The 17537-nt window shown below is 60.9% G+C and carries 14 protein-coding genes; 5 read left to right on the top strand and 9 right to left on the bottom strand.

The window, feature by feature from the left end; genetic code table 11:
- Positions 1–155 precede the first annotated feature (155 nt).
- Entirely contained in the window at positions 156–851 is a 696-nt protein-coding gene (locus tag BPSY_RS08970) for an LOG family protein (protein ID WP_238556856.1), read from the top strand.
- Positions 852–971: 120 nt separating this feature from the next.
- Here the strand turns inward: BPSY_RS08970 and BPSY_RS08965 are convergent, their stop codons facing one another.
- From BPSY_RS08965 to BPSY_RS08955, 3 genes are all read right to left on the bottom strand, one after another.
- Positions 972–1643 (bottom strand): O-methyltransferase, encoded by a 672-nt coding sequence (locus BPSY_RS08965; RefSeq protein ID WP_033495326.1) that lies wholly within the window; start codon positions 1641–1643, stop codon positions 972–974.
- 55 nt (positions 1644–1698) lie between these two features.
- Positions 1699–2718, bottom strand: coding sequence for a succinate dehydrogenase/fumarate reductase iron-sulfur subunit (locus BPSY_RS08960; RefSeq protein ID WP_051921877.1), 1020 nt, complete (start codon positions 2716–2718; stop codon positions 1699–1701).
- 63 nt (positions 2719–2781) lie between these two features.
- Positions 2782–4710, bottom strand: a complete 1929-nt coding sequence (locus BPSY_RS08955; protein ID WP_033495327.1) for an FAD-binding protein — start codon at positions 4708–4710, stop codon at positions 2782–2784.
- 123 nt (positions 4711–4833) lie between these two features.
- Between BPSY_RS08955 and BPSY_RS08950 the strand changes: the two genes are divergently transcribed.
- On the top strand, positions 4834–5178 hold the full coding sequence (locus BPSY_RS08950) for an MGMT family protein (protein WP_033495493.1): 345 nt from the start codon (positions 4834–4836) through the stop codon (positions 5176–5178).
- A 112-nt stretch (positions 5179–5290) separates the two neighbouring features.
- Here the strand turns inward: BPSY_RS08950 and BPSY_RS08945 are convergent, their stop codons facing one another.
- The 4 genes from BPSY_RS08945 to BPSY_RS08930 all read right to left on the bottom strand — a co-directional run bounded on the left by BPSY_RS08945 (position 5291) and on the right by BPSY_RS08930 (position 9783).
- Positions 5291–6733, bottom strand: a complete 1443-nt coding sequence (locus BPSY_RS08945) for a DNA-processing protein DprA (RefSeq protein WP_051921876.1) — start codon at positions 6731–6733, stop codon at positions 5291–5293.
- Positions 6730–8283, bottom strand: a complete 1554-nt coding sequence (locus BPSY_RS08940) for a YifB family Mg chelatase-like AAA ATPase (RefSeq protein WP_033495329.1) — start codon at positions 8281–8283, stop codon at positions 6730–6732. The genes BPSY_RS08945 and BPSY_RS08940 overlap by 4 nt, the downstream gene beginning before the upstream one ends.
- A complete protein-coding gene (locus BPSY_RS08935) occupies positions 8283–8732 on the bottom strand; it encodes a YraN family protein (RefSeq protein WP_051921875.1) in 450 nt (149 codons plus the stop codon). The genes BPSY_RS08940 and BPSY_RS08935 overlap by 1 nt, the downstream gene beginning before the upstream one ends.
- Positions 8733–8907: 175 nt before the next feature.
- Positions 8908–9783 carry a pyridoxamine kinase gene (locus BPSY_RS08930; RefSeq protein ID WP_033495496.1) on the bottom strand — a complete coding sequence of 292 codons (876 nt, stop codon included), beginning with the start codon at positions 9781–9783 and terminating at the stop codon, positions 8908–8910.
- Between the two features lie 446 nt (positions 9784–10229).
- Between BPSY_RS08930 and BPSY_RS08925 the strand changes: the two genes are divergently transcribed.
- A complete protein-coding gene (locus BPSY_RS08925) occupies positions 10230–11540 on the top strand; it encodes an O-acetylhomoserine aminocarboxypropyltransferase/cysteine synthase family protein (protein ID WP_033495497.1) in 1311 nt (436 codons plus the stop codon).
- Between the two features lie 88 nt (positions 11541–11628).
- Here the strand turns inward: BPSY_RS08925 and BPSY_RS08920 are convergent, their stop codons facing one another.
- Positions 11629–12582, bottom strand: coding sequence for an aminodeoxychorismate lyase (locus tag BPSY_RS08920; protein WP_033495331.1), 954 nt, complete (start codon positions 12580–12582; stop codon positions 11629–11631).
- A 372-nt stretch (positions 12583–12954) separates the two neighbouring features.
- Between BPSY_RS08920 and BPSY_RS08915 the strand changes: the two genes are divergently transcribed.
- Entirely contained in the window at positions 12955–13773 is an 819-nt protein-coding gene (locus tag BPSY_RS08915) for an ABC transporter ATP-binding protein (protein ID WP_033495498.1), read from the top strand.
- Between the two features lie 151 nt (positions 13774–13924).
- Complete coding sequence (locus BPSY_RS08910) at positions 13925–16528, top strand: ABC transporter permease (protein ID WP_051921874.1); 2604 nt, start codon at positions 13925–13927, stop codon at positions 16526–16528.
- Between the two features lie 82 nt (positions 16529–16610).
- On the opposite strand, the gene BPSY_RS08905 is transcribed toward BPSY_RS08910, so the two are convergent.
- A complete protein-coding gene (locus tag BPSY_RS08905; RefSeq protein WP_033495338.1) occupies positions 16611–17354 on the bottom strand; it encodes a response regulator in 744 nt (247 codons plus the stop codon).
- Positions 17355–17537: the final 183 nt, after the last annotated feature.

Genomic DNA, 17537 nt, shown 5'->3' with positions numbered 1-17537 from the left:
GTGGGAAAAAAGCTCGTTCGGCCAAGAAAACCAAAGCTCTTACCGAGCAGGAAGAGCTGAAGACGGCACAGCAGCCGTCCGAGCATGATGAGCATGGCGAACACCAGGAGGGGGCGTCCCCTCTGGGGGATACCTACCATCGCGGTCCGGTAATCATGCGGGGCCATATGATCCCCAAGGACAACACCACAGGGAATCTCCTGGCACCGGGCAGCACGACGGATTGGCTCCATATGGATCCGTGGCGCGTGCTGCGCATCCAGTCCGAGTTCGTGGATGGATTCGGCGCGCTCGCGGAAGTCGGCCCTGCCGTGTCGATCTTCGGGTCAGCCCGTACGCCTCGTACCGATCCCATTTACAAAGCCGCCCGGCATATGGGCAAAAAGGTGGCTGAGCAGGGTATCGCCGTCATCACCGGCGGTGGGCCCGGTGTGATGGAGGCCGCGAACCGCGGAGCGGCGCTCGCCGGAGGCAAATCGATCGGCCTCGGCATCGAGTTGCCACACGAGCAGGGAGTCAACAGCTGGGTCAATCTGGGGATCAGCTTCCGCTACTTCTTCGTTCGCAAGACCATGTTCGTGAAATATTCTTCAGGTGTGATCATCTGCCCCGGCGGTTTCGGCACCTTGGATGAGATGTTCGAATTGCTGACATTGGTGCAGACCAACAAAGTCGCGAGCATCCCCGTCGTGCTGTACGACAAGCAGTACTGGCAGGGGCTGTTCGATTGGCTGAACACGACGGTGAAGGACAGGGCGATGATCTCCGATCTCGATCCCGATCGCGTCCTCGTCACCGATGATGCCGATGAGGCTGTGAAAGTGGCCACGAGCGGCATCGGCAAGCGCTGATAACCCGGCCTGAATGCCGCTTGGGGTGGGTGCGGAGCTCCGCACCCACCCGCTCTGAGCCGTGGTAAGGCCGGATGGTGCGGCCTTCGGGCTGTCGTCAGCCGGGGATGGCGGCGGGTGTTACCGGTGCTCGGCGATCAGCAGACCGCTTCCGACAGGAATCAGTGTGCTGTCGATATGCTCATCCGTTTCGATGGTGCTCAGCAACGATCGCAGTTCGACCGTCTTGGGACTGCGGTCGACGGGATTCAGCAGCCCGCCTTGTGAATCGGAGCTGGCGAAGCCCAGCATGTCGGTGAAAACGGTAATCCCGCCTTGTTTCAGCAGACGCTGTGATTGCTCATAGGTGGCGGTGTAGTTCGAGGCGTCGCCGGTGACGATGATGAGGTCGTAATCGTCGGCATTCAGTCGGGGCAGGAAGATTCCAGCCGCCGCGTTGACCACGCGCATACGGGTATCGCTTTCGTCATCGAGCTCATTGAAAATGGAACGGATGAAGGCCGCACCATCGGCGCTTGAGTCGACAACCGTCAGTTGGCCTTTGCCTTCCAACGCATCGATGATCTCTATGGTCTCCACCGCCGCGGCCGTTCCGACAAGGATGATCGAGCGTGCGGCGGTCAGTTTGACCAGCATCTTGAGGAATGAGGCCTGTGCCGCCGAACCCTGTTCATGACCTTGTGATTCCGCGGTCGCACGGGTGCTCTGCAATACGGCACGCTGTGCATCGAGGGCGCGCGACTCGATGAATTCCCATGCCTTGGAAAGATTCGTATAAGAGGTTTTGTTCATAATCCCATACTCTAGTGGCGAGGCGGGCTTTTGTCCTATCGCGGCAGGTCAGCCTTCATCCCTGGGCTCCGCCGCTTCTTTCGACAAGACGCCACATCTCCTCTCCGACGTCAATGCCTTTGGGACAATGTCTCGAACATGCTCGAACGGATTGGCATGCCGCGATCCCATCGGCCTGACGGATGTCATCCAGACGCTGATCAGTGGCACCGTCACGCGAATCGTTGATGAAACGGGAACTCATGATCAGCGCCGCAGGCCCTATGAAGGCCTCGCCGCCGGCATAGACGGGGCAGCTGCCTTCGCATACACCGCACGCGATGCAATTGCTGAGCAGCTCGTAACGATGCAATTGTTCGGGGCGTTGCAGGTATTCGAATACGTCGACGGCACCATCCGCCTTGGTCGCCAGCAGCCCTTTGGCCTGCAGATATGGCTTCATCCGTTTGATCTGCTCCAGCATCGGATCGATATCGGCGATGAGGTCACGTTGCACGGGGAATCCTGGAAGCGGGGCGAGTTCGATGATGCGGTCTGGCCCGGCATCGCCGCCATCGTCATTTCCGGGAGCGGCAAGGCTTTCATCGGCACCAGCAGGTGATGCGGGCCCTGCATCCGAGGTCGTCACTGGTATGGATGCATCCACCGACCCGGTGGTGACCCCTGTATGGCGAAACTCATTGCCGCTGCTGAGAGGTACCGGGGTTTTCGCCCATTCACCCACAGTCGCCGTGCATAGCAAGGTCGGTGTTCCATTGATGCTCACCGCATCGGATCCGCACATGCCATGCCCGCATGAGTAGCGGAATGCCAGTGTGGGATCACTGTCGCGCTTGATGGATAGCAGACAGTTCAGAATGGTGTCCTGCGGATGCACGCGCATCGGATAATCCTGGACCCACTGTTTGCCGCGTTGGCGTTTGCGACGTGGGAATGCCGGTTCCTGCTTGGCATCATCCTTTGCGAAGGGGTTGCTGTGGCGGCGTGGGCGCTCGGGTTTCGGCAGGAATCTGGAGATGCGGATCACAACCCTCATCGGGGAATCAGCATGTTGTTCTGCACCATCACCAACCATGCGCACAACCTTCCTTCTCTGAGCGGCCGATGTTGCCCGGCCGGGATCCAAACATTCCAGCTGTCAGTACTCGCGTTGCCGTGGCGGCACATCGACGATATGCACCGGCTGCCAAGATATCCTACCTGTGGTGTCGGTCATCGAGTGGGCCAGAAAGCGCTCGTCATCGCGTTCGGGGAAATCAAGGCGCTTGAGCGATCCGCGGGATTCCTCTCTGGCCGACATCGCATTGACCACGGCCTTGGCCAGGGCCAGCAGACGGTGTGCTTCAAGAATCGCAGTCAATTCCTGATTGTATGCGGCGGCATCGCTGTGGGTACGCAGTGCGGCGGCACGTCGTGTGAAACCATGGTCCAGGGCAGCCTTCGCTTCCGCGATGCCCTGCCGGTCACAGACCACCGCGATATGACGTTCCAGAAGCCTGCCGAGATCGGACATCAGCGCATAGGCGTTGTCGCTGACACCTTGCCTGACTTCGGCTCCACCGACCGCTGATCCAAGGCCACCGTCCTGAGATGCCGGGCCTGCCGCGCCGTCGTCATCAGCCGGCCGGTGGAGCAGCTGCTCGATCTTGGCCTTTCGACGTTCGACGTCAATCGCAGGTGCGTCGGGCGTCCGCGGGATGTCCTGCCCATCCGGGTTTCGAGTGTCGTCTTTCCTCGCAAGCAGATCCCGGGCTATCGATTCACCGGCGCGTGTGCCGAAGAGACAGGCGTCCAGCAGAGAGTTGCCGCCGAGCCGGTTCGCGCCGTGCACGCTGACGCATGAACATTCTCCTGCTGCGTACAAGCCGTGTATCAGGTGCCGCTCGCCATCGGACCAGCTGTATACCTGTCCGTCGGTATTCACCGGGATGCCGCCCATCGTGTAGTGGGCGGTGGGCTTCACCGGGATCAGATCACGGGAGGGATCGAGATTCGCATACCCCCTGATGATCTCGCAGACCTGCGGCAGCGCCGTTTCCAGATGATCGGGGTCAATGGAGCGCATATCCAGCCATACACAGTCACGCGGGCCATCGGGCTCCTTGGGATCGGCCACTCCTCGACCGGATTTCACCTCGCTGCGTATGGCGCGGCTGACCACATCCCGTGCGGCGAGATCCGTATGTTCCGGTGCATAGCGCTGCATGAATGCCTCACCGTCGGCATTGCGCAATACCCCGCCTTCCGCGCGGGCCGCTTCGGACAACAGAATGCCGGTGTGAGCCAGACCGGTGGGATGGAACTGTATGAATTCGGCGTCCTCGATCTGCAAACCGGCGTCCAGTGCCAGAGACAGGCCGTCACCGGTCAGATCCCAGGAATTCGAGGTCGTGCTGAACAGGCGACCTGCCCCTCCGGTGGCTATGACCACGTTGGAGGCATTGACGGCGTGCACGGTGCCTGTATGCGTATCGATGGCGAGCACCCCATTCGCCCGCTTTCCGGCATCGGATTCGGAGAGGATCAGATCACTGACATACCATTCCTCCGCGAAGGTGACATCGTATGCGACGCACTGCTGCCATAGGCTGTGCAGGATCTGATGCCCGATTCGGTCCGCGGCGAAGGCCGCCCGTTTGACCGGGGCCTTTCCGAAATCGGCGGTGTGACCTCCGAAACGTCGTTGTGCGATATGCCCGTCCGGGGTGCGGGAGAAGGCCACGCCATCATGCTCAAGCCGGATCACGGTTTGAGGAGCCAGTTCCGCCAGCAGGTGTGCGGCATCCTGATCCACAAGCCAATCGCCGCCCTTGATGGTGTCATAGTAGTGCCAGTGCCAGTCGTCCTTGTCGATGTTGCCGAGGCTCGCGGCAATGCCGCCCTCCGCCGATCCGGTATGGGAACGCAGGGCCTGCAGCTTCGATATCACGAGTATCTTCGGCACCGCCGCATCCTCGGGGGAGCTGTTTCGCCATCTGCGGAGCAGGCCCAAGGTCGCGGACAGTCCCGCCGCACCCGCTCCGACAATTACCGCGTCATAATAATCTTCAAGCTGACTAGGACTCATGACATCGATTCTTGCACAACAGGCGGAGAGCATGGGCACGCGAATCGGAGCGGACTTCGCTGCGGGAGTGACCTCTCGTCTGCGCCGGTGTTTTTGTCGAGCGCTGTCAAGAATATGGAAAGCATGGCAGAGCTGAACTTTTCACAGCGAGTGTATGAGGTGGTCCGTGGCATCCCGGCAGGAAAAGTCGCGACCTATGGCCAGGTCGCAGCCCTCGCAGGGAATCCGCGCAATGCCAGAATCGTGGGGTACGCGCTGCACTCGAATCCCGAACCAGGTGTGATCCCATGCCATCGTGTGGTTTTCCGCGACGGTTCGCTTGCGCCCGGCTTCGCCTTCGGTGGCCCGGAGAAGCAGCGGGAACTCCTGGAGCAGGAGCATGTGCGATTCATCCCACCGTCGAAGGCGGAGGCCGCGGGAGCCGGGGGATGGCGTGCCGATCTGGAACATTGCCAGTGGCAGGCCTGAATCCCACCCTTTTTCCGGATGCCGATCCGATAAGCGCTGGAGACATCTGCGAATGGGTAAGAGACCGGTGGTAAAGAGACCAGCGGTAGAGAGGCAGAGGTGTCGCGGCAGGTCATGATGCGGTATCGCCGCATGTGATGAGTCCCTGTTCATCGATGCGTATCAGACCCCGGGATTCGAGGGAACCCAATCCACTGAACACCTCCTCGGGCCGCAATGCGCCCAACATCGCCTTCCCGGCAGGCATCGGGCGCTTCCGCACGCATGATTCATTCGCCAACGTCATCACCAATCCGGCATGCAGTCCTCCTGCATGGTGTGAATGTGCCATGATGATCCCCATCAGACGGGCCTCCACCGGCGGTAGCTGTGCGCGGCAAACGGGAGTTTTCTCTGAGGATGACCCACCGGTCCTCCCCTGAGGGGCGGAACGATGACTATGCGTGATGGATCCGAGGAGCTCTTCGGCGTTCAACAGTGCTTCGGCTTGGTGGTCGCGGATCAGGGCGTTGCATCCGGCATGGTGAGGTGTCTCGATGGAGCCGGGAATGGCATATACCTCCCTGCACAAGGTGTTGGCCCAATGTGCGGTGTTCAGCGCACCCGATCGCGTGCGTGCCTGCACGATGACCACCGTGCCCGAAAGAGCGGCGATGATTCTGTTACGCACCAGAAAACGTCGGGCATCGGGTATGGTCTCCGGGCTGAGTTCACTGATCAAGGCACCGCCTTGCGCAAGCATCTGGGCGAACACATCCCGGTTGCGTGCGGGACCGATGTGCCTGAGGCCGCCGGCGAATACGGCAAGGGTTGATCCAGGATTTGGCAGGGTGCCGTCATCGGCAGGCATCAGGAGATTCCGGTCCACGGCAAGCGCGGCCCGATGGGCGCAGACATCGATTCCGATCGCCCCTCCCGATATGACCAGATGACCTTGTCCGCTCACCGCGCGGGACAGCGCGTAGGTCGTGCGTCTTCCCGATTCATCAGCCTCGCGGGAGCCGACGATTGCAATGGGATGCCCGCAGGTGCTGAGAGCCTCCGGTCTCCCTCGTCCCCACAGGCACAGCGGTGTTTGGGAGTCGCCATGCAGAGCAAGGTCATTGAGCCGATCCGGCCAGCAGGGATGGTGCGGTGCCATCAGCCAGAAGTCGCCGTCCATGCTGAGCCAAGCGTATTGTCCGTCCTTGTGCTCTGATGGTATGCGTGACGCCCTGTTCGTCCAGTGCGAGCATCGTGCGCGGAATCTGGCACGGATGCCGGCCACCGCATCACGATGGGGGTTATTCGACCGTCGGATGACCCTGGCGAAGGCCTCTTCGAGCTTTCGTGCCGCAGGACCTGAACCCGGAGACGGGTATCGCCTCTCCTCGCTGATGCTTTGCCATATATCCCATGCACCGTCAAGAAGACCGTGTCGGCATGCCAGCATGAGCGACTCCATGAAGGGGTCGGGTCCATCCGTGCAGTAGGAGAGCAGTGCGCGAGCCAAGGTCTCATCGTCGATGGGGGATTGGCCGTCAGGGGTCCGGGAGTCCGCGATCGTGATGCTCATGCCAGCCTCGTGCGGAGATGTATGCCCAGATCGACATCCGCGATCGTCGGGCTGCTGCGTCCCGAAAGATCCGCCAACGTCCAGGCCAAGCGGAGGGAACGGTCCGCGCCGCGCATACTCAGCAGGGATGTGCGCAGTGCCTGGTTGATATGCGCAAGCGCGGCTGGGGATGTGTGCGTCCTCAGCCATTCCCCACTGGCGGCGGCGTTGGAGAGCCACCCTTGTTCCCGGAAACGCTGACGGGCGAGTGATCTGGCCGCAAGAACGCTGCTGCGCATATGTCCGCTTGACTCACCATCGGATGCATCATCCGTGGGGAGCCGTGACACATCACACACCTCTGTCTGGATATCGATGCGGTCGAGGATCGGGCCGGAAAGTCTGTTCCAATAGCGGCGGCGTTCACGTGAGGCGCATGTGCATCGTTCGGCTGAGCCATAGGAGTATCCGCATGGGCAGGGATTGGCGGCCATCACCAATTGGAAGCGGGCCGGGTACAGTGTGATTCCTTTGGATCGGGCCAAAGCGACGAATCCGGTCTCCAACGGTTCACGCAGGGATTGCAGCACTCGCGGGGAGAATTCGGGTGCCTCATCCATGAAGAGCACGCCGTGATGGGCTCTGGTGATCGCACCGGGTTGCGCAAGACCGCCTCCACCGCCTACCAGAGCGGCATTGGAAGCCGTGTGATGGGGTGCCTCGAAGGGTGGCGTATCCGTGATGCCGTGCTGATGCAACGTGCCGCATAAGGAGCGGATCGAAGCGACTTCCAGCTGCTGCCGCTCATCGAGCGGAGGCAATATGGTGGGCAATCGCTCGGCAAGCATGGTTTTGCCCGAACCCGGAGGGCCGATCATCAGCAGGTGATGCCCACCGGCAGCAGCCGCCTTCAACGCCCATTTGGTGCTTTCCTGCCCGGTGACCTGCCGCATATCCAAAGCCGTGACGATGCCGGATCCCGATGCCGCCTGCGAGGTGTCCGGATCGGCCTGGCCGTCATGCATGCCCGCAGGTGCCATCGCTTCCTGTACGGCGCAATCGCCGCCCAGATGATTGATCAGTTCACTGAGATGGCCGATACCGACGATCTCCACATCCGGAAGCAGTGCGGCTTCGCCCATATTGGCCTGTGGGATGTAGACCTTGGAGACGCCTCGTTCACGGGCATGCAGGAGCATCGGCAGCACCCCGTGGATCGGAAGCACACTGCCATCGAGATTCAATTCGCCCAGTGCGATCATGTTGGCGGTGGCTTCCGCGGGAACCATGCCTCCTGCGGCCAGGACGCTCAGCGCAATCGCAAGATCATGGGAGGCACCGCGTTTGGGCATCGATGCGGGGGAGAGATTGACTGTGACCCTGGTCTGGGGCCAGGGGAATCCCGATGCTCCGCACGCCGACTTCACGCGTTCGCGTGCCTCATTGACGGAGGCGTCGGGCAATCCGATGATGGAGAAGTACGGCAGTCCTGGCGAGATGAAGGCCTGCATATGCACGATGAATGACCGGAGACCCACGATGCCGATGGATTGCGCCGTTCCGATGGCCATCAGAATGCCCCGGGGATGTGGCGGAGGGACAGGCCTCCATCGGTCAGGGTGAGGGTGACGACATCGAAACGTATACCCGCACGTGAACGACGATGTTCCGGGGCGATCATCCATTGAGCCGCCACGGATCTCAGATGCGCCTGCTTCCTGCTGTCCACAGCCTCCTGAGCGTGCCCGAAGGTGGTGCTTCTCCGTGTTTTGACCTCGACGAACACCAGGATGCCCTCGGGGTCGGCACCGACGATGTCGAGTTCACCGTATCGGGTGCCCCAGTTGCGGTCAAGAATCGTCCACCCGCGGGATGCGAGCCAGGCGGCCACATATGTCTCACCAAGCGCTCCGACTCGTTTCGCGCTGATACCGGGGTCGAGCAGGAGGGATCGAATGGAGGCGATGGTCCGTTGGTGGTCCGCGTATCCGTGAAGGGAATTGATGTGGTGTTGAGTCATGCCCACAGTTCAGCATGACGATCCGCGGAGTCGCGAAGCATCCGACGCATGTGGTCGGATGTGCGCCACTCCGCGGATCGTGGTGGGCAGGGCTGGGGATCCATCACACGGTGGATGTATTCCGCGCCATGCCGGCATTCCCGAATCGCCGCAGCGTGTCGGAGGCCTCCGGCCTTCAGCCCACCAGTCCCGTGAGCTCACCGAGATTGAGTTCGAAGCTCACGCCGCGCTGCTCATAATGAGGCTGCTGGCGGGTGCTGTTCATCGCGGAGCGCACGAATTCCCCTGCTATATGAGCGGATTCAGCCAATCCTTTGCCCGCGAGCACGGCACCACACAGAGCGGAGGCGAAGGCATCCCCGGTCCCATGGATCATGAAGGGATGCTTCTCATGCGTCAGCTCGACCTTCCCTTCCGCCCCCGAAGCAGCCGAAGCTACATAGTTGCGCAGCTTGCCGTCATTACGGTCGATGCCTTTGAGCACGACGTTCTTGGCGCCCAGACCCAGCAGCAGGTCCAACCATTCGGCGACCTGGTCATCATCGAGATTCTGCCCGGGGTAGTCCCTGCCCACCAGAATGCTGGCCTCGGTCAGATTCGGCATCAATACATCCGCGCCATCGGCGAGCCGGCCCATCGCGTCGCAGAGTTCCTGCGTGTAGGTCGGATACATCTTGCCCGCATCACCCATCACCGGATCGACCAGACGCAGGGCATCGGGGTATTCGCTGTAGAGCCGGCGAATGATATCCACCTGTTCGGCGCTACCGAGAAAGCCGCTGTAGATCCCATCCAGCTCCACTTCCTCCTTGCGCCAGGCATCGAGGTATGCACCGAGCATATCTGTGGTGTCGTGGAAGGTGTAGTCCTTGTACATCGTGTGTGCGCTGAACAGGGCGGTCGGTACCGGGCAGACGTCGCATCCTGCGGCTGAAAGGATCGGAATGGCGGCCGTAAGCGAGCACTTGCCGTATCCGCACATATCATGCACTGCGGCGACTCTGGGGATGTATTTCGGATCGCGGTCGTATAGCGTCACATCACTGGTCATGGAAGCCCCTTGTCTTTGCGTTGTTTCGGATCCATCAGGCAATGACTGTACCCGATGCGATCCGCACGCCATGTTACCTAGCATGTTGTTGATGTCCTCCTCGATCATAGAGGGATGAGCGGCGTGTCGCAGGTATTTCCTGCGCTTGCGCGCAGACCCCATGAACAGCGGAAAATCAAGGGACTGCAAAGCGCTATAAACAGCCGCAATAGCGAAATGGGCCCTCCGGCTTGAAATGTGGCGATAACTCGGATTATCGTCGCAATCACAACGCAGCAGCGGATCGGGTGGCAGGTATCAGCACGCAGCCGGTGAAGCGGGAGATAATGACAAAGGCGGGCAGTGAGGCGGCAACGGGCGGTGTTCCCGTGTCAGGCTCATCGCACGAGCTGCGGCACAGGGCAGCAACAAGCATTGACGATGTAACAGATGATCAAGGAGCAATCGTGACCGAGAAACACTATCGTTTTGAGACCCAGCAGCTGCATGTCGGCCAAGAGCAGGCGGATCCCGCGACGGACGCGCGCGCGGTGCCTATCTACGCCACAACGAGCTATGTCTTCCATGACTTCGATCATGCCGAGGCGCGTTTCGGGCTGCAGGACCCGGGCAACATCTATGGTCGTCTGACCAATTCCACGCAGGGTGCCTTCGAGAACAGAATCGCCGCACTGGAAGGCGGTACGGCCGGTCTCGCCGTGGCTTCAGGTGCCGCGGCAGTGGAATACGCGGTCCGCAACATCACGCAGACCGGTGATCACATCGTCTCGGCGAAGAACATCTATGGCGGAACCTACAACCTCCTGCGTCACACCCTGCCCCGCGACGGCATCACCACGACATTCGTCGATCCGGAGGAACCCCAGAACTTCGAGGATGCGATACAGGACAACACCAAACTCGTGTTCTTCGAGACCTTCGGCAATCCGAATGCGGATCTTGCCGATTTCGAGGCCATCTCCGAGATCGCCCACCGCCATCATCTGCCGGTCGTCGTGGACAACACCTTCGCCACACCGTACCTCTTCCGTCCGCTTGAGCACGGGGCCGATGTGGTCGTCGAATCCGCGACCAAGTTCATCGGTGGTCACGGCACCACCCTCGGAGGAGTGGTCGTCGAAGGAGGGAACTTCGACTGGGCCGCAGTGCCGGGCAAATTCCCGACCCTGACCGAGCCCGACCCAAGCTATCACGGGCTGAACTTCTTCGAAGCCCTGGGGCCGGCCGCCTTCGTGACCCGTATCCGCGCCATACTGCTGCGCGACACCGGTGCGACCCTGTCTCCTTTCGCCGCATTCCTGCTCCTGCAAGGGACGGAGACGTTGAGCCTTCGCGTCGAACGCCACGTTGAGAACGCCCTGAAGGTCGTCGAGTACCTGCAGACGGTTCCCCAGGTGGAGAAGGTCAGCCATCCCGCGGTGCCCGGCAGGCGTGACCATGAGTTGTACGAACGTTACTTCCCGAAGGGCGCGGGCTCGATCTTCACCTTCGACATCAAGGGTGGCAAGGATGCGGCGCGTGTGTTCATCAACAACCTGCACCTCTTCTCCCTGCTCGCCAATGTGGCGGATGTGAAGTCCCTGGTCATCCATCCCGCTTCGACCACGCACTCGCAGGAGAGCATCGAGGAACTTGAGGATCAGGGCATCCATCAGGGAACCATTCGTCTGTCGATCGGCACCGAGAACATCGAGGATATACTCGACGATCTCAAAGGCGCCTTCGAAGCCTTGAAGGAATCGGGTCTGGCCGAGTGAAGGCCTGAATCGGCATCCCGGTCTTGAATGTGGGTATGGGTGTTGTAACTGCGGCGGTCCCGGAATCAAAGGGGCCGCCGCAGTATCGTTATTCGGCCTTCGGTCCTATGCCGAGGGCCTCGTCATGGGTGCGACCCGCATGTATGGCGGCGTTGATGGATTCGATCGATGAAGGATCGACCGTGTAGCGCCTGCCGTCAAGCTCCCCTACAGGAATGACCCACCCGCCGTGGGTCATGTACAGCCTATCCGCCTCCAGCAGCCGTTCGAAGGGGAGCTTTGCATATTCGAAGGAGCCACCCTCCTGACGGCCGTACGCGAAGAGTTCACGCTGCGTGGTGCCATGCAGAATGCCGATCGAGGGATCCGGTGTGACCAGATGCGTGCCGTACTGTGCGACGATCGAGGAATTCGGACATTCCAGCACATAACCGTCTTCCGTGGTCAGTACCGCATCCGTCACCTTTCGACGGTCACACTCGCGGTGTATCGCCTGATTGACGGCGTAACTCAGTGTTTTGGCGCCATTGAGCAGCCAGGGTGCCCGTCCGGCGATGTCCGAAGGATAGCCACGGGTCAGGGAGATCATACTGATCGGATCGGTTTCATGCAGCGAACCCATGGCGTCTATGAACATCCAGATGCTCGGCAGCCCGCCGTCCTGCCGCCCGATGCCTGTGGCGTCATCAAGGCCACGTGAGATAAGCAGACGCAGCAGGGGACCGGCTTCGCTTCCGTCGTACTGCTCGATAAGTGTGTGCACGGCCTGTGCGAATGCCTCGATATCCGGTTGCGGCAGATCCATCAGTCGCGCGGAGTGCGAGAGCCTGCGCAGATGGTTCTCCAAGGAGACGGGTTGGCCTTTCCACACGGTGGTGGCTTCGAAGATGCCGTCCCCGCGGGTCACCGCAAAATCGAAGGCGGAGACGACATGCGCCCGGGGGTCGACGATGCTGATCAGATCCTCGGTGCCTTTGCCTTCCCCCGTGTCGGAATGGAAGAGCCGTGCCGCATTGCCGACGCCAAGAATAATGTTTCCCATGTGCCATCCCTCCGTATGCCCGTCATGGTCCTTTCGGCACCGGGCTTGTCCACGGCACCTCGGCAGACCGCGCGCCGTGATGCATCCAGCATACCCATCGCGACGATGCGATCCGCCATCCACTTCATGTGACTGTGCTCAGCCGTGCTCAGCTGCGCGGAACACTCTGGGCGGCCGGCACTCTCATTCTTCGGGATGACAGCGAAGCCCGCGATTCCCGGTTTTTCAATCCTGCGCATGATGCCGCCCCAATCGGAGCCGCAATAGATTGGGAAGCGTTAATCAGGCGAAGCAATTGGCAGGCACGGAGAGGGAACCATGAACACGAACACAGGGCAGACGGTTGGAACCGACAGCACGACGACATCGGCGATGAGCGGCGTCCATGCATATGTTTCGAGATCATCAGGCGTGGCCATAGAAGCCGTCGATCTGGTGAAGGATTACGGCGAGGGCGAGAATGCCGTCCATGCCTTGCGGGGCGTCAACGTCGCCTTCGAGCGTGGCAAGTTCACCGCGATCATGGGGCCTTCCGGTTCGGGCAAATCGACCCTGATGCATACCTTGGCGGGACTTGACGCTCCGACGAGCGGCAACATCGTGTTCTCGGGCTCCGACATCACGACGATGAACGATACCCAGCTCACGCTGCTGCGGAGAAGCAGCGTCGGATTCATCTTCCAGAGCTTCAATCTCCTGCCGATGTTCACCGCGGCGCAGAATATCGTGATGCCACTGACTCTGGCGGGCAAAAAGCCCGATAAGCAGTGGATGGGAACGCTTGTTGAGACCTTGGGGTTGGAAGGCAGATTGAACCACCGCCCACATGAGCTCTCCGGGGGACAGCAGCAGCGAGCGGCCATAGCCAGGGCACTCATCAGCAAGCCCGCTATCGTATTCGCCGATGAACCGACGGGCAATCTGGATTCCGTTTCCAGTGCCGAGGTGCTCGAATTCCTCAAACGTTCCGTTTCCGAACTGGGGCAGACCATCATCATGGTCACCCATGATGCGATTGCGGCCTCATATGCGGATCGCGCGATCGTATTCGCGGATGGTCGCATCGTTGCCGATGAACAACATCCAACGGCGGATCGCATGAACGGATTGTTGCTTGACGAGCGTGGCGCGGCTTCGTCATCCTCCAGCCGTCCAGCCGGCGAAGCGGCCCGTCCTGCCGAGGAGCGGTAGGCGAGGATCCGGGCGCATCGACGTCCGGTACCTGGCGTCGCACAACGTTCAACACGTGATGCCAACAACCCAGGTTGAAGTGCAGAAGGCAACTGAGAGAAGGATTGACACGACCATGTGGTCTATAACGTTTACACTCATGAAGCGAAGCATGAAGATGCTGATACCTGCGGGCATCGCCATCATCATCGGAACGATGTTCGTCGCGAGCACTTTCCTCTTCGGCAATGCGCTGGATCATTCGCTGCGACAGCAGGTCTCCGCCAGCTTCGGGGATGCCCAGTACGCCATCTCCCAGAAGGACAATGGGTCTTCGGGGAATGCGATGACGGTCGAACAGCTCCGGCTTGATCGGATCAGGGCGGTGCAAGGGGTTTCCGGTGCCCGTCCCGATGTGACCGCACAGGTCGAATTCTCCGCGTCCTCGGAGGGCTCCCACACCTCCACGGCGGTGATCAGCATGGCCAGCCCGGGCGGCATCATGCCGGTCCAGCTCACGTCAGGTCTCTGGCCTGCGCAGAGCGGGGAGACTGCGATCCCCGAACAGCTTGCCCAGCGTATCGGGGCGCATGTGGGGGATATGGTCACCGCTTCGGTTTCGGCAGACGTCAGCATGACCGGACACAGTGAAACGAAGAATCTCCGCCTGGTGGGAATCACGAAGGATTCAGCCGGCGCATACGCCTATTACGGCGGGGCGGCGATCGTTTCGGAACACGACTTCGCCGAATTGCAGGGATTGGGACAAAGCGGAGGTTTCGCCGACGTTCCGCTTTCCGCGGCATACGTCTCCTTGGATCCATCCTCGTCAGAGGCCACCGCACGCACGCTGGCGGAGATCAACAGGATTCTGCCCGATGGCTTCCATATCCAGAACCGTGCGGCGATCGAGAAAACCATGATGGATAATCTCGGCGGGGGACAGGTCAACGTCACCACGACCTTCATCCTGGCCTTCGGTGTATTGGCGATGTTCGTGGCCGCGATTGTGATCGCGAACACCTTCCAGGTGATCGTCGCCCAGCGGCGTCGCACCCTGGCGCTGCTCAGAACCATCGGCGCGAAGAAAAACCAGCTGTATGTCTCGGTGATCGCGGAGGCAGGCATACTTGGACTGATCTGCTCGCTGATCGGTGTCGGATGCGCTTTGGTCCTGATGCTGCTGCTCGGTCTCAGCGGTATCGATCTCGCCGGCGCCCGCTTCGCATTCGTATTGTCATGGCCTGTTTTCGTGGTGCCGATCGCCTTCGGTCTCGTCATCACCGTGCTCGCCTCTCTGGGATCCGCGCGTGCGGCAACCGGCGTCACTCCGCTTGAAGCCCTGCAACCCATGGAGGCGCAGAGCAAGAAGCGTGCAGGACGTTTCACCAGGGTGATCAGTGCCCTCGCCATCGTGCTCGGCATGGTCGCCATGGTGATCCCTGCGGTGAACACCTTCCGTTCGGCGCAGGGGCAGATGGCCGCCATGTCCGCCGATGCTTCGTTGCAGACCTTGGGTCTGGCGATGCTCGGTGTGATGGTGTTCTTCATCGGCGTGCTGATGTGTTCCAGCAGCTGGATGCCCTGGCTGCTGAAGGGCATAGGCGCGTTGGTGTCCCACATCGGGCCCGCGTCCACCGTGGCCTCCGCGAATATCCAGAAGAACCCCAAACGCGTCGCCTCCACAGGTGCGGCTCTGCTGATTGGTGTGACCTTGGTGTCCTGCCTCGGTACCGGTGCCGCAAGCGCCAAGGAGACCATGAGCGACGCCCTTGATGCGCGCTACAGCGTGGATGTGCAGGTCTCTGGTTCCAAGCTCGGCAGCGCTGACGTGAAGAAGGTCAAGGCCGTGCAAGGCGTCGCATCCGCCTCGCTGATTCCCACGACCACGGCGACTCTCGGTGAGGGTGATGAGCGGACGGATATGAGCCTGTACGAGGTGAGTGGCGCGCAGATGACGCAGACGATGCGTCTGACATCCCAGCAGCAGCTCACCCATGGTGATCTGCTGGTGCCGCAGTCCTTCGCCACCAAGGATTATGGTCTTGCCAAAGGCAGCCAGGTGAAGCTGTCCACCGGGAATGCGGAGGATGGCAGCAAGACCGCAGACTCGCACGATGCACGGGAGTTCACGGTGGTGGCCGCCAGTTTCAGAGGGGTGGCAAGTCAGAACAGCATCTATGGCATTGTCGCGCCGGGCACCTTCACCGCATCGGGAGCGTCCGGCAGCACCTACGAAATATGGGTGAAGTCTGATGGCACGCAAGCCGCCGGGACGCTTGTCGACAATATCAAGCAGGCATTGAGCGGTGCGGACGGTGTGAGCGTAGGCGGCTCCATAGCGGTCAGGGCACAGTGGGAGCAGATCGTGAATGTGCTGCTCATGATTCTTGTCGCACTGCTCGCCGTCGCGGTGGTGATAGCGCTGATAGGCGTGGCGAACACCCTGAGCCTGTCCGTCATCGAACGTCTGCGGGAGTCCGCGACATTGAGGGCAATCGGTATGACGCGCACCCAGTTGCGGTCCTCCCTGGCGATGGAGGCCCTGTTGATTTCCGGATGCAGCGTGATCGTGGGGCTGGTGTTGGGTACGGCCTTCGGTTGGCTGGGTTCCTATCTGGTGTTCTCGCAGTTCGGGAGTGTGGCCTTCCCCTTGAACTGGAGCATGGATGCAGGCATCGTGGTCATCGCGGTGGTGGCGGCCCTTCTGGCAAGCGTGCTGCCCGCGAGAAGAGCGGTGAGCACCCCGCCCGTGGCGGCTTTGGCCGAGGCCTGAAGCGAGAGCCGGCTCCTCGCCTGTTGAATCCCATGTGTCCCCGTCGCGATGCGCTCAGTTCATCGCGACGGGGACACATGCGTCATACCAGGTGGTTCTCGTAGGCGAAGACAACCGCCTGAACGCGATCCCTGGCGTTGATCTTCTGAAGGATATGCGCGACATGCGTTTTGACGGTCGGCAGACTGATGAACAGCAGATCCGCTATCTCCTGGTTGCTCAGACCGTGGGCGATTTCTATCAGTACTTCGCGCTCGCGTTGGGTCAGCTCATCGACCTCGGGATCGATGTAGGGCTCCTGCGCGTGCTGTGCGGTATCCGCGCCCGCTGCCGCATCGTGCGCGATGCCGCGTGCGGCCTCGTCCTGCAGCATGTTTTCGATCAGGCGCTTCGTCGCGGACGGTGCGATGATCGCGTTGCCCTGCTTGACCGTCCGTATGGATGCGAGCAGGGTTTCAGGCTCGGTGTCCTTCAGCAGGAAACCGGATGCTCCGGCATTGATGGCCGCCATCACGTACTCATCAAGGTCAAAGGTGGTCAGAATCACCACTCGGGTCGTATCCGGATCCTCATCAAGCCGGGTCGACGAGCTCAGGGATGTGATTCGTCTGGTGGCTTCGATGCCATCCATAACGGGCATGCGGACATCCATCAACACCACATCCGGGTGCAATTCCTCCGCAAGCCGGAGTGCCTGCTCGCCATCGGCCGCCTGGCCGAGAACCTGCATATCCGGCTGTGAACCGATCACCAAGGAGAATCCCGCGCGGACCAATTCCTGGTCATCAGCGATGATCACCGTGATCGGACGGTCATGATGCCCCATGTTTTCCTCTTCTCTGTCAATGAACCCCGCTACCCACTCTACGGTCGGATGACAGGCTTGCCAATTCCTCCTCCCGCTTCCGCGCCGGCCGCTTCCCGCCTGATATGGGCGTGGCAATCGCCGTGAACGGGATCTTCGTGATCCCTCAGCTCCGGGTACGGGCGCGCTTGGGCATATGGGTCA

The organism is Bifidobacterium psychraerophilum (assembly GCF_000741705.1).
GTDB classification, from domain to species: Bacteria; Actinomycetota; Actinomycetes; order Actinomycetales; family Bifidobacteriaceae; genus Bombiscardovia; species Bombiscardovia psychraerophila.
This window is presented reverse-complemented; position numbering and strand designations above follow the sequence as displayed.

What these genes read in the sequence shown, in the direction of transcription:
- BPSY_RS08935 (WP_051921875.1), bottom strand. Translation starts at nt 8,732, where the DNA reads ATGACTCAACACCACATCAATTCCCTTCACGGATACGCGGACCACCAA.
- BPSY_RS08960 (WP_051921877.1), bottom strand. Translation starts at nt 2,718, where the DNA reads ATGGTTGGTGATGGTGCAGAACAACATGCTGATTCCCCGATGAGGGTT.
- BPSY_RS08955 (WP_033495327.1), bottom strand. Translation starts at nt 4,710, where the DNA reads ATGAGTCCTAGTCAGCTTGAAGATTATTATGACGCGGTAATTGTCGGA.
- BPSY_RS08940 (WP_033495329.1), bottom strand. Translation starts at nt 8,283, where the DNA reads ATGGCCATCGGAACGGCGCAATCCATCGGCATCGTGGGTCTCCGGTCA.
- BPSY_RS08970 (WP_238556856.1), top strand. Translation starts at nt 156, where the DNA reads ATGCGGGGCCATATGATCCCCAAGGACAACACCACAGGGAATCTCCTG.
- BPSY_RS08965 (WP_033495326.1), bottom strand. Translation starts at nt 1,643, where the DNA reads ATGAACAAAACCTCTTATACGAATCTTTCCAAGGCATGGGAATTCATC.
- BPSY_RS08910 (WP_051921874.1), top strand. Translation starts at nt 13,925, where the DNA reads ATGAAGATGCTGATACCTGCGGGCATCGCCATCATCATCGGAACGATG.
- BPSY_RS08905 (WP_033495338.1), bottom strand. Translation starts at nt 17,354, where the DNA reads ATGGGGCATCATGACCGTCCGATCACGGTGATCATCGCTGATGACCAG.
- BPSY_RS08945 (WP_051921876.1), bottom strand. Translation starts at nt 6,733, where the DNA reads ATGAGCATCACGATCGCGGACTCCCGGACCCCTGACGGCCAATCCCCC.
- BPSY_RS08915 (WP_033495498.1), top strand. Translation starts at nt 12,955, where the DNA reads ATGAGCGGCGTCCATGCATATGTTTCGAGATCATCAGGCGTGGCCATA.
- BPSY_RS08930 (WP_033495496.1), bottom strand. Translation starts at nt 9,783, where the DNA reads ATGACCAGTGATGTGACGCTATACGACCGCGATCCGAAATACATCCCC.
- BPSY_RS08950 (WP_033495493.1), top strand. Translation starts at nt 4,834, where the DNA reads ATGGCAGAGCTGAACTTTTCACAGCGAGTGTATGAGGTGGTCCGTGGC.
- BPSY_RS08920 (WP_033495331.1), bottom strand. Translation starts at nt 12,582, where the DNA reads ATGGGAAACATTATTCTTGGCGTCGGCAATGCGGCACGGCTCTTCCAT.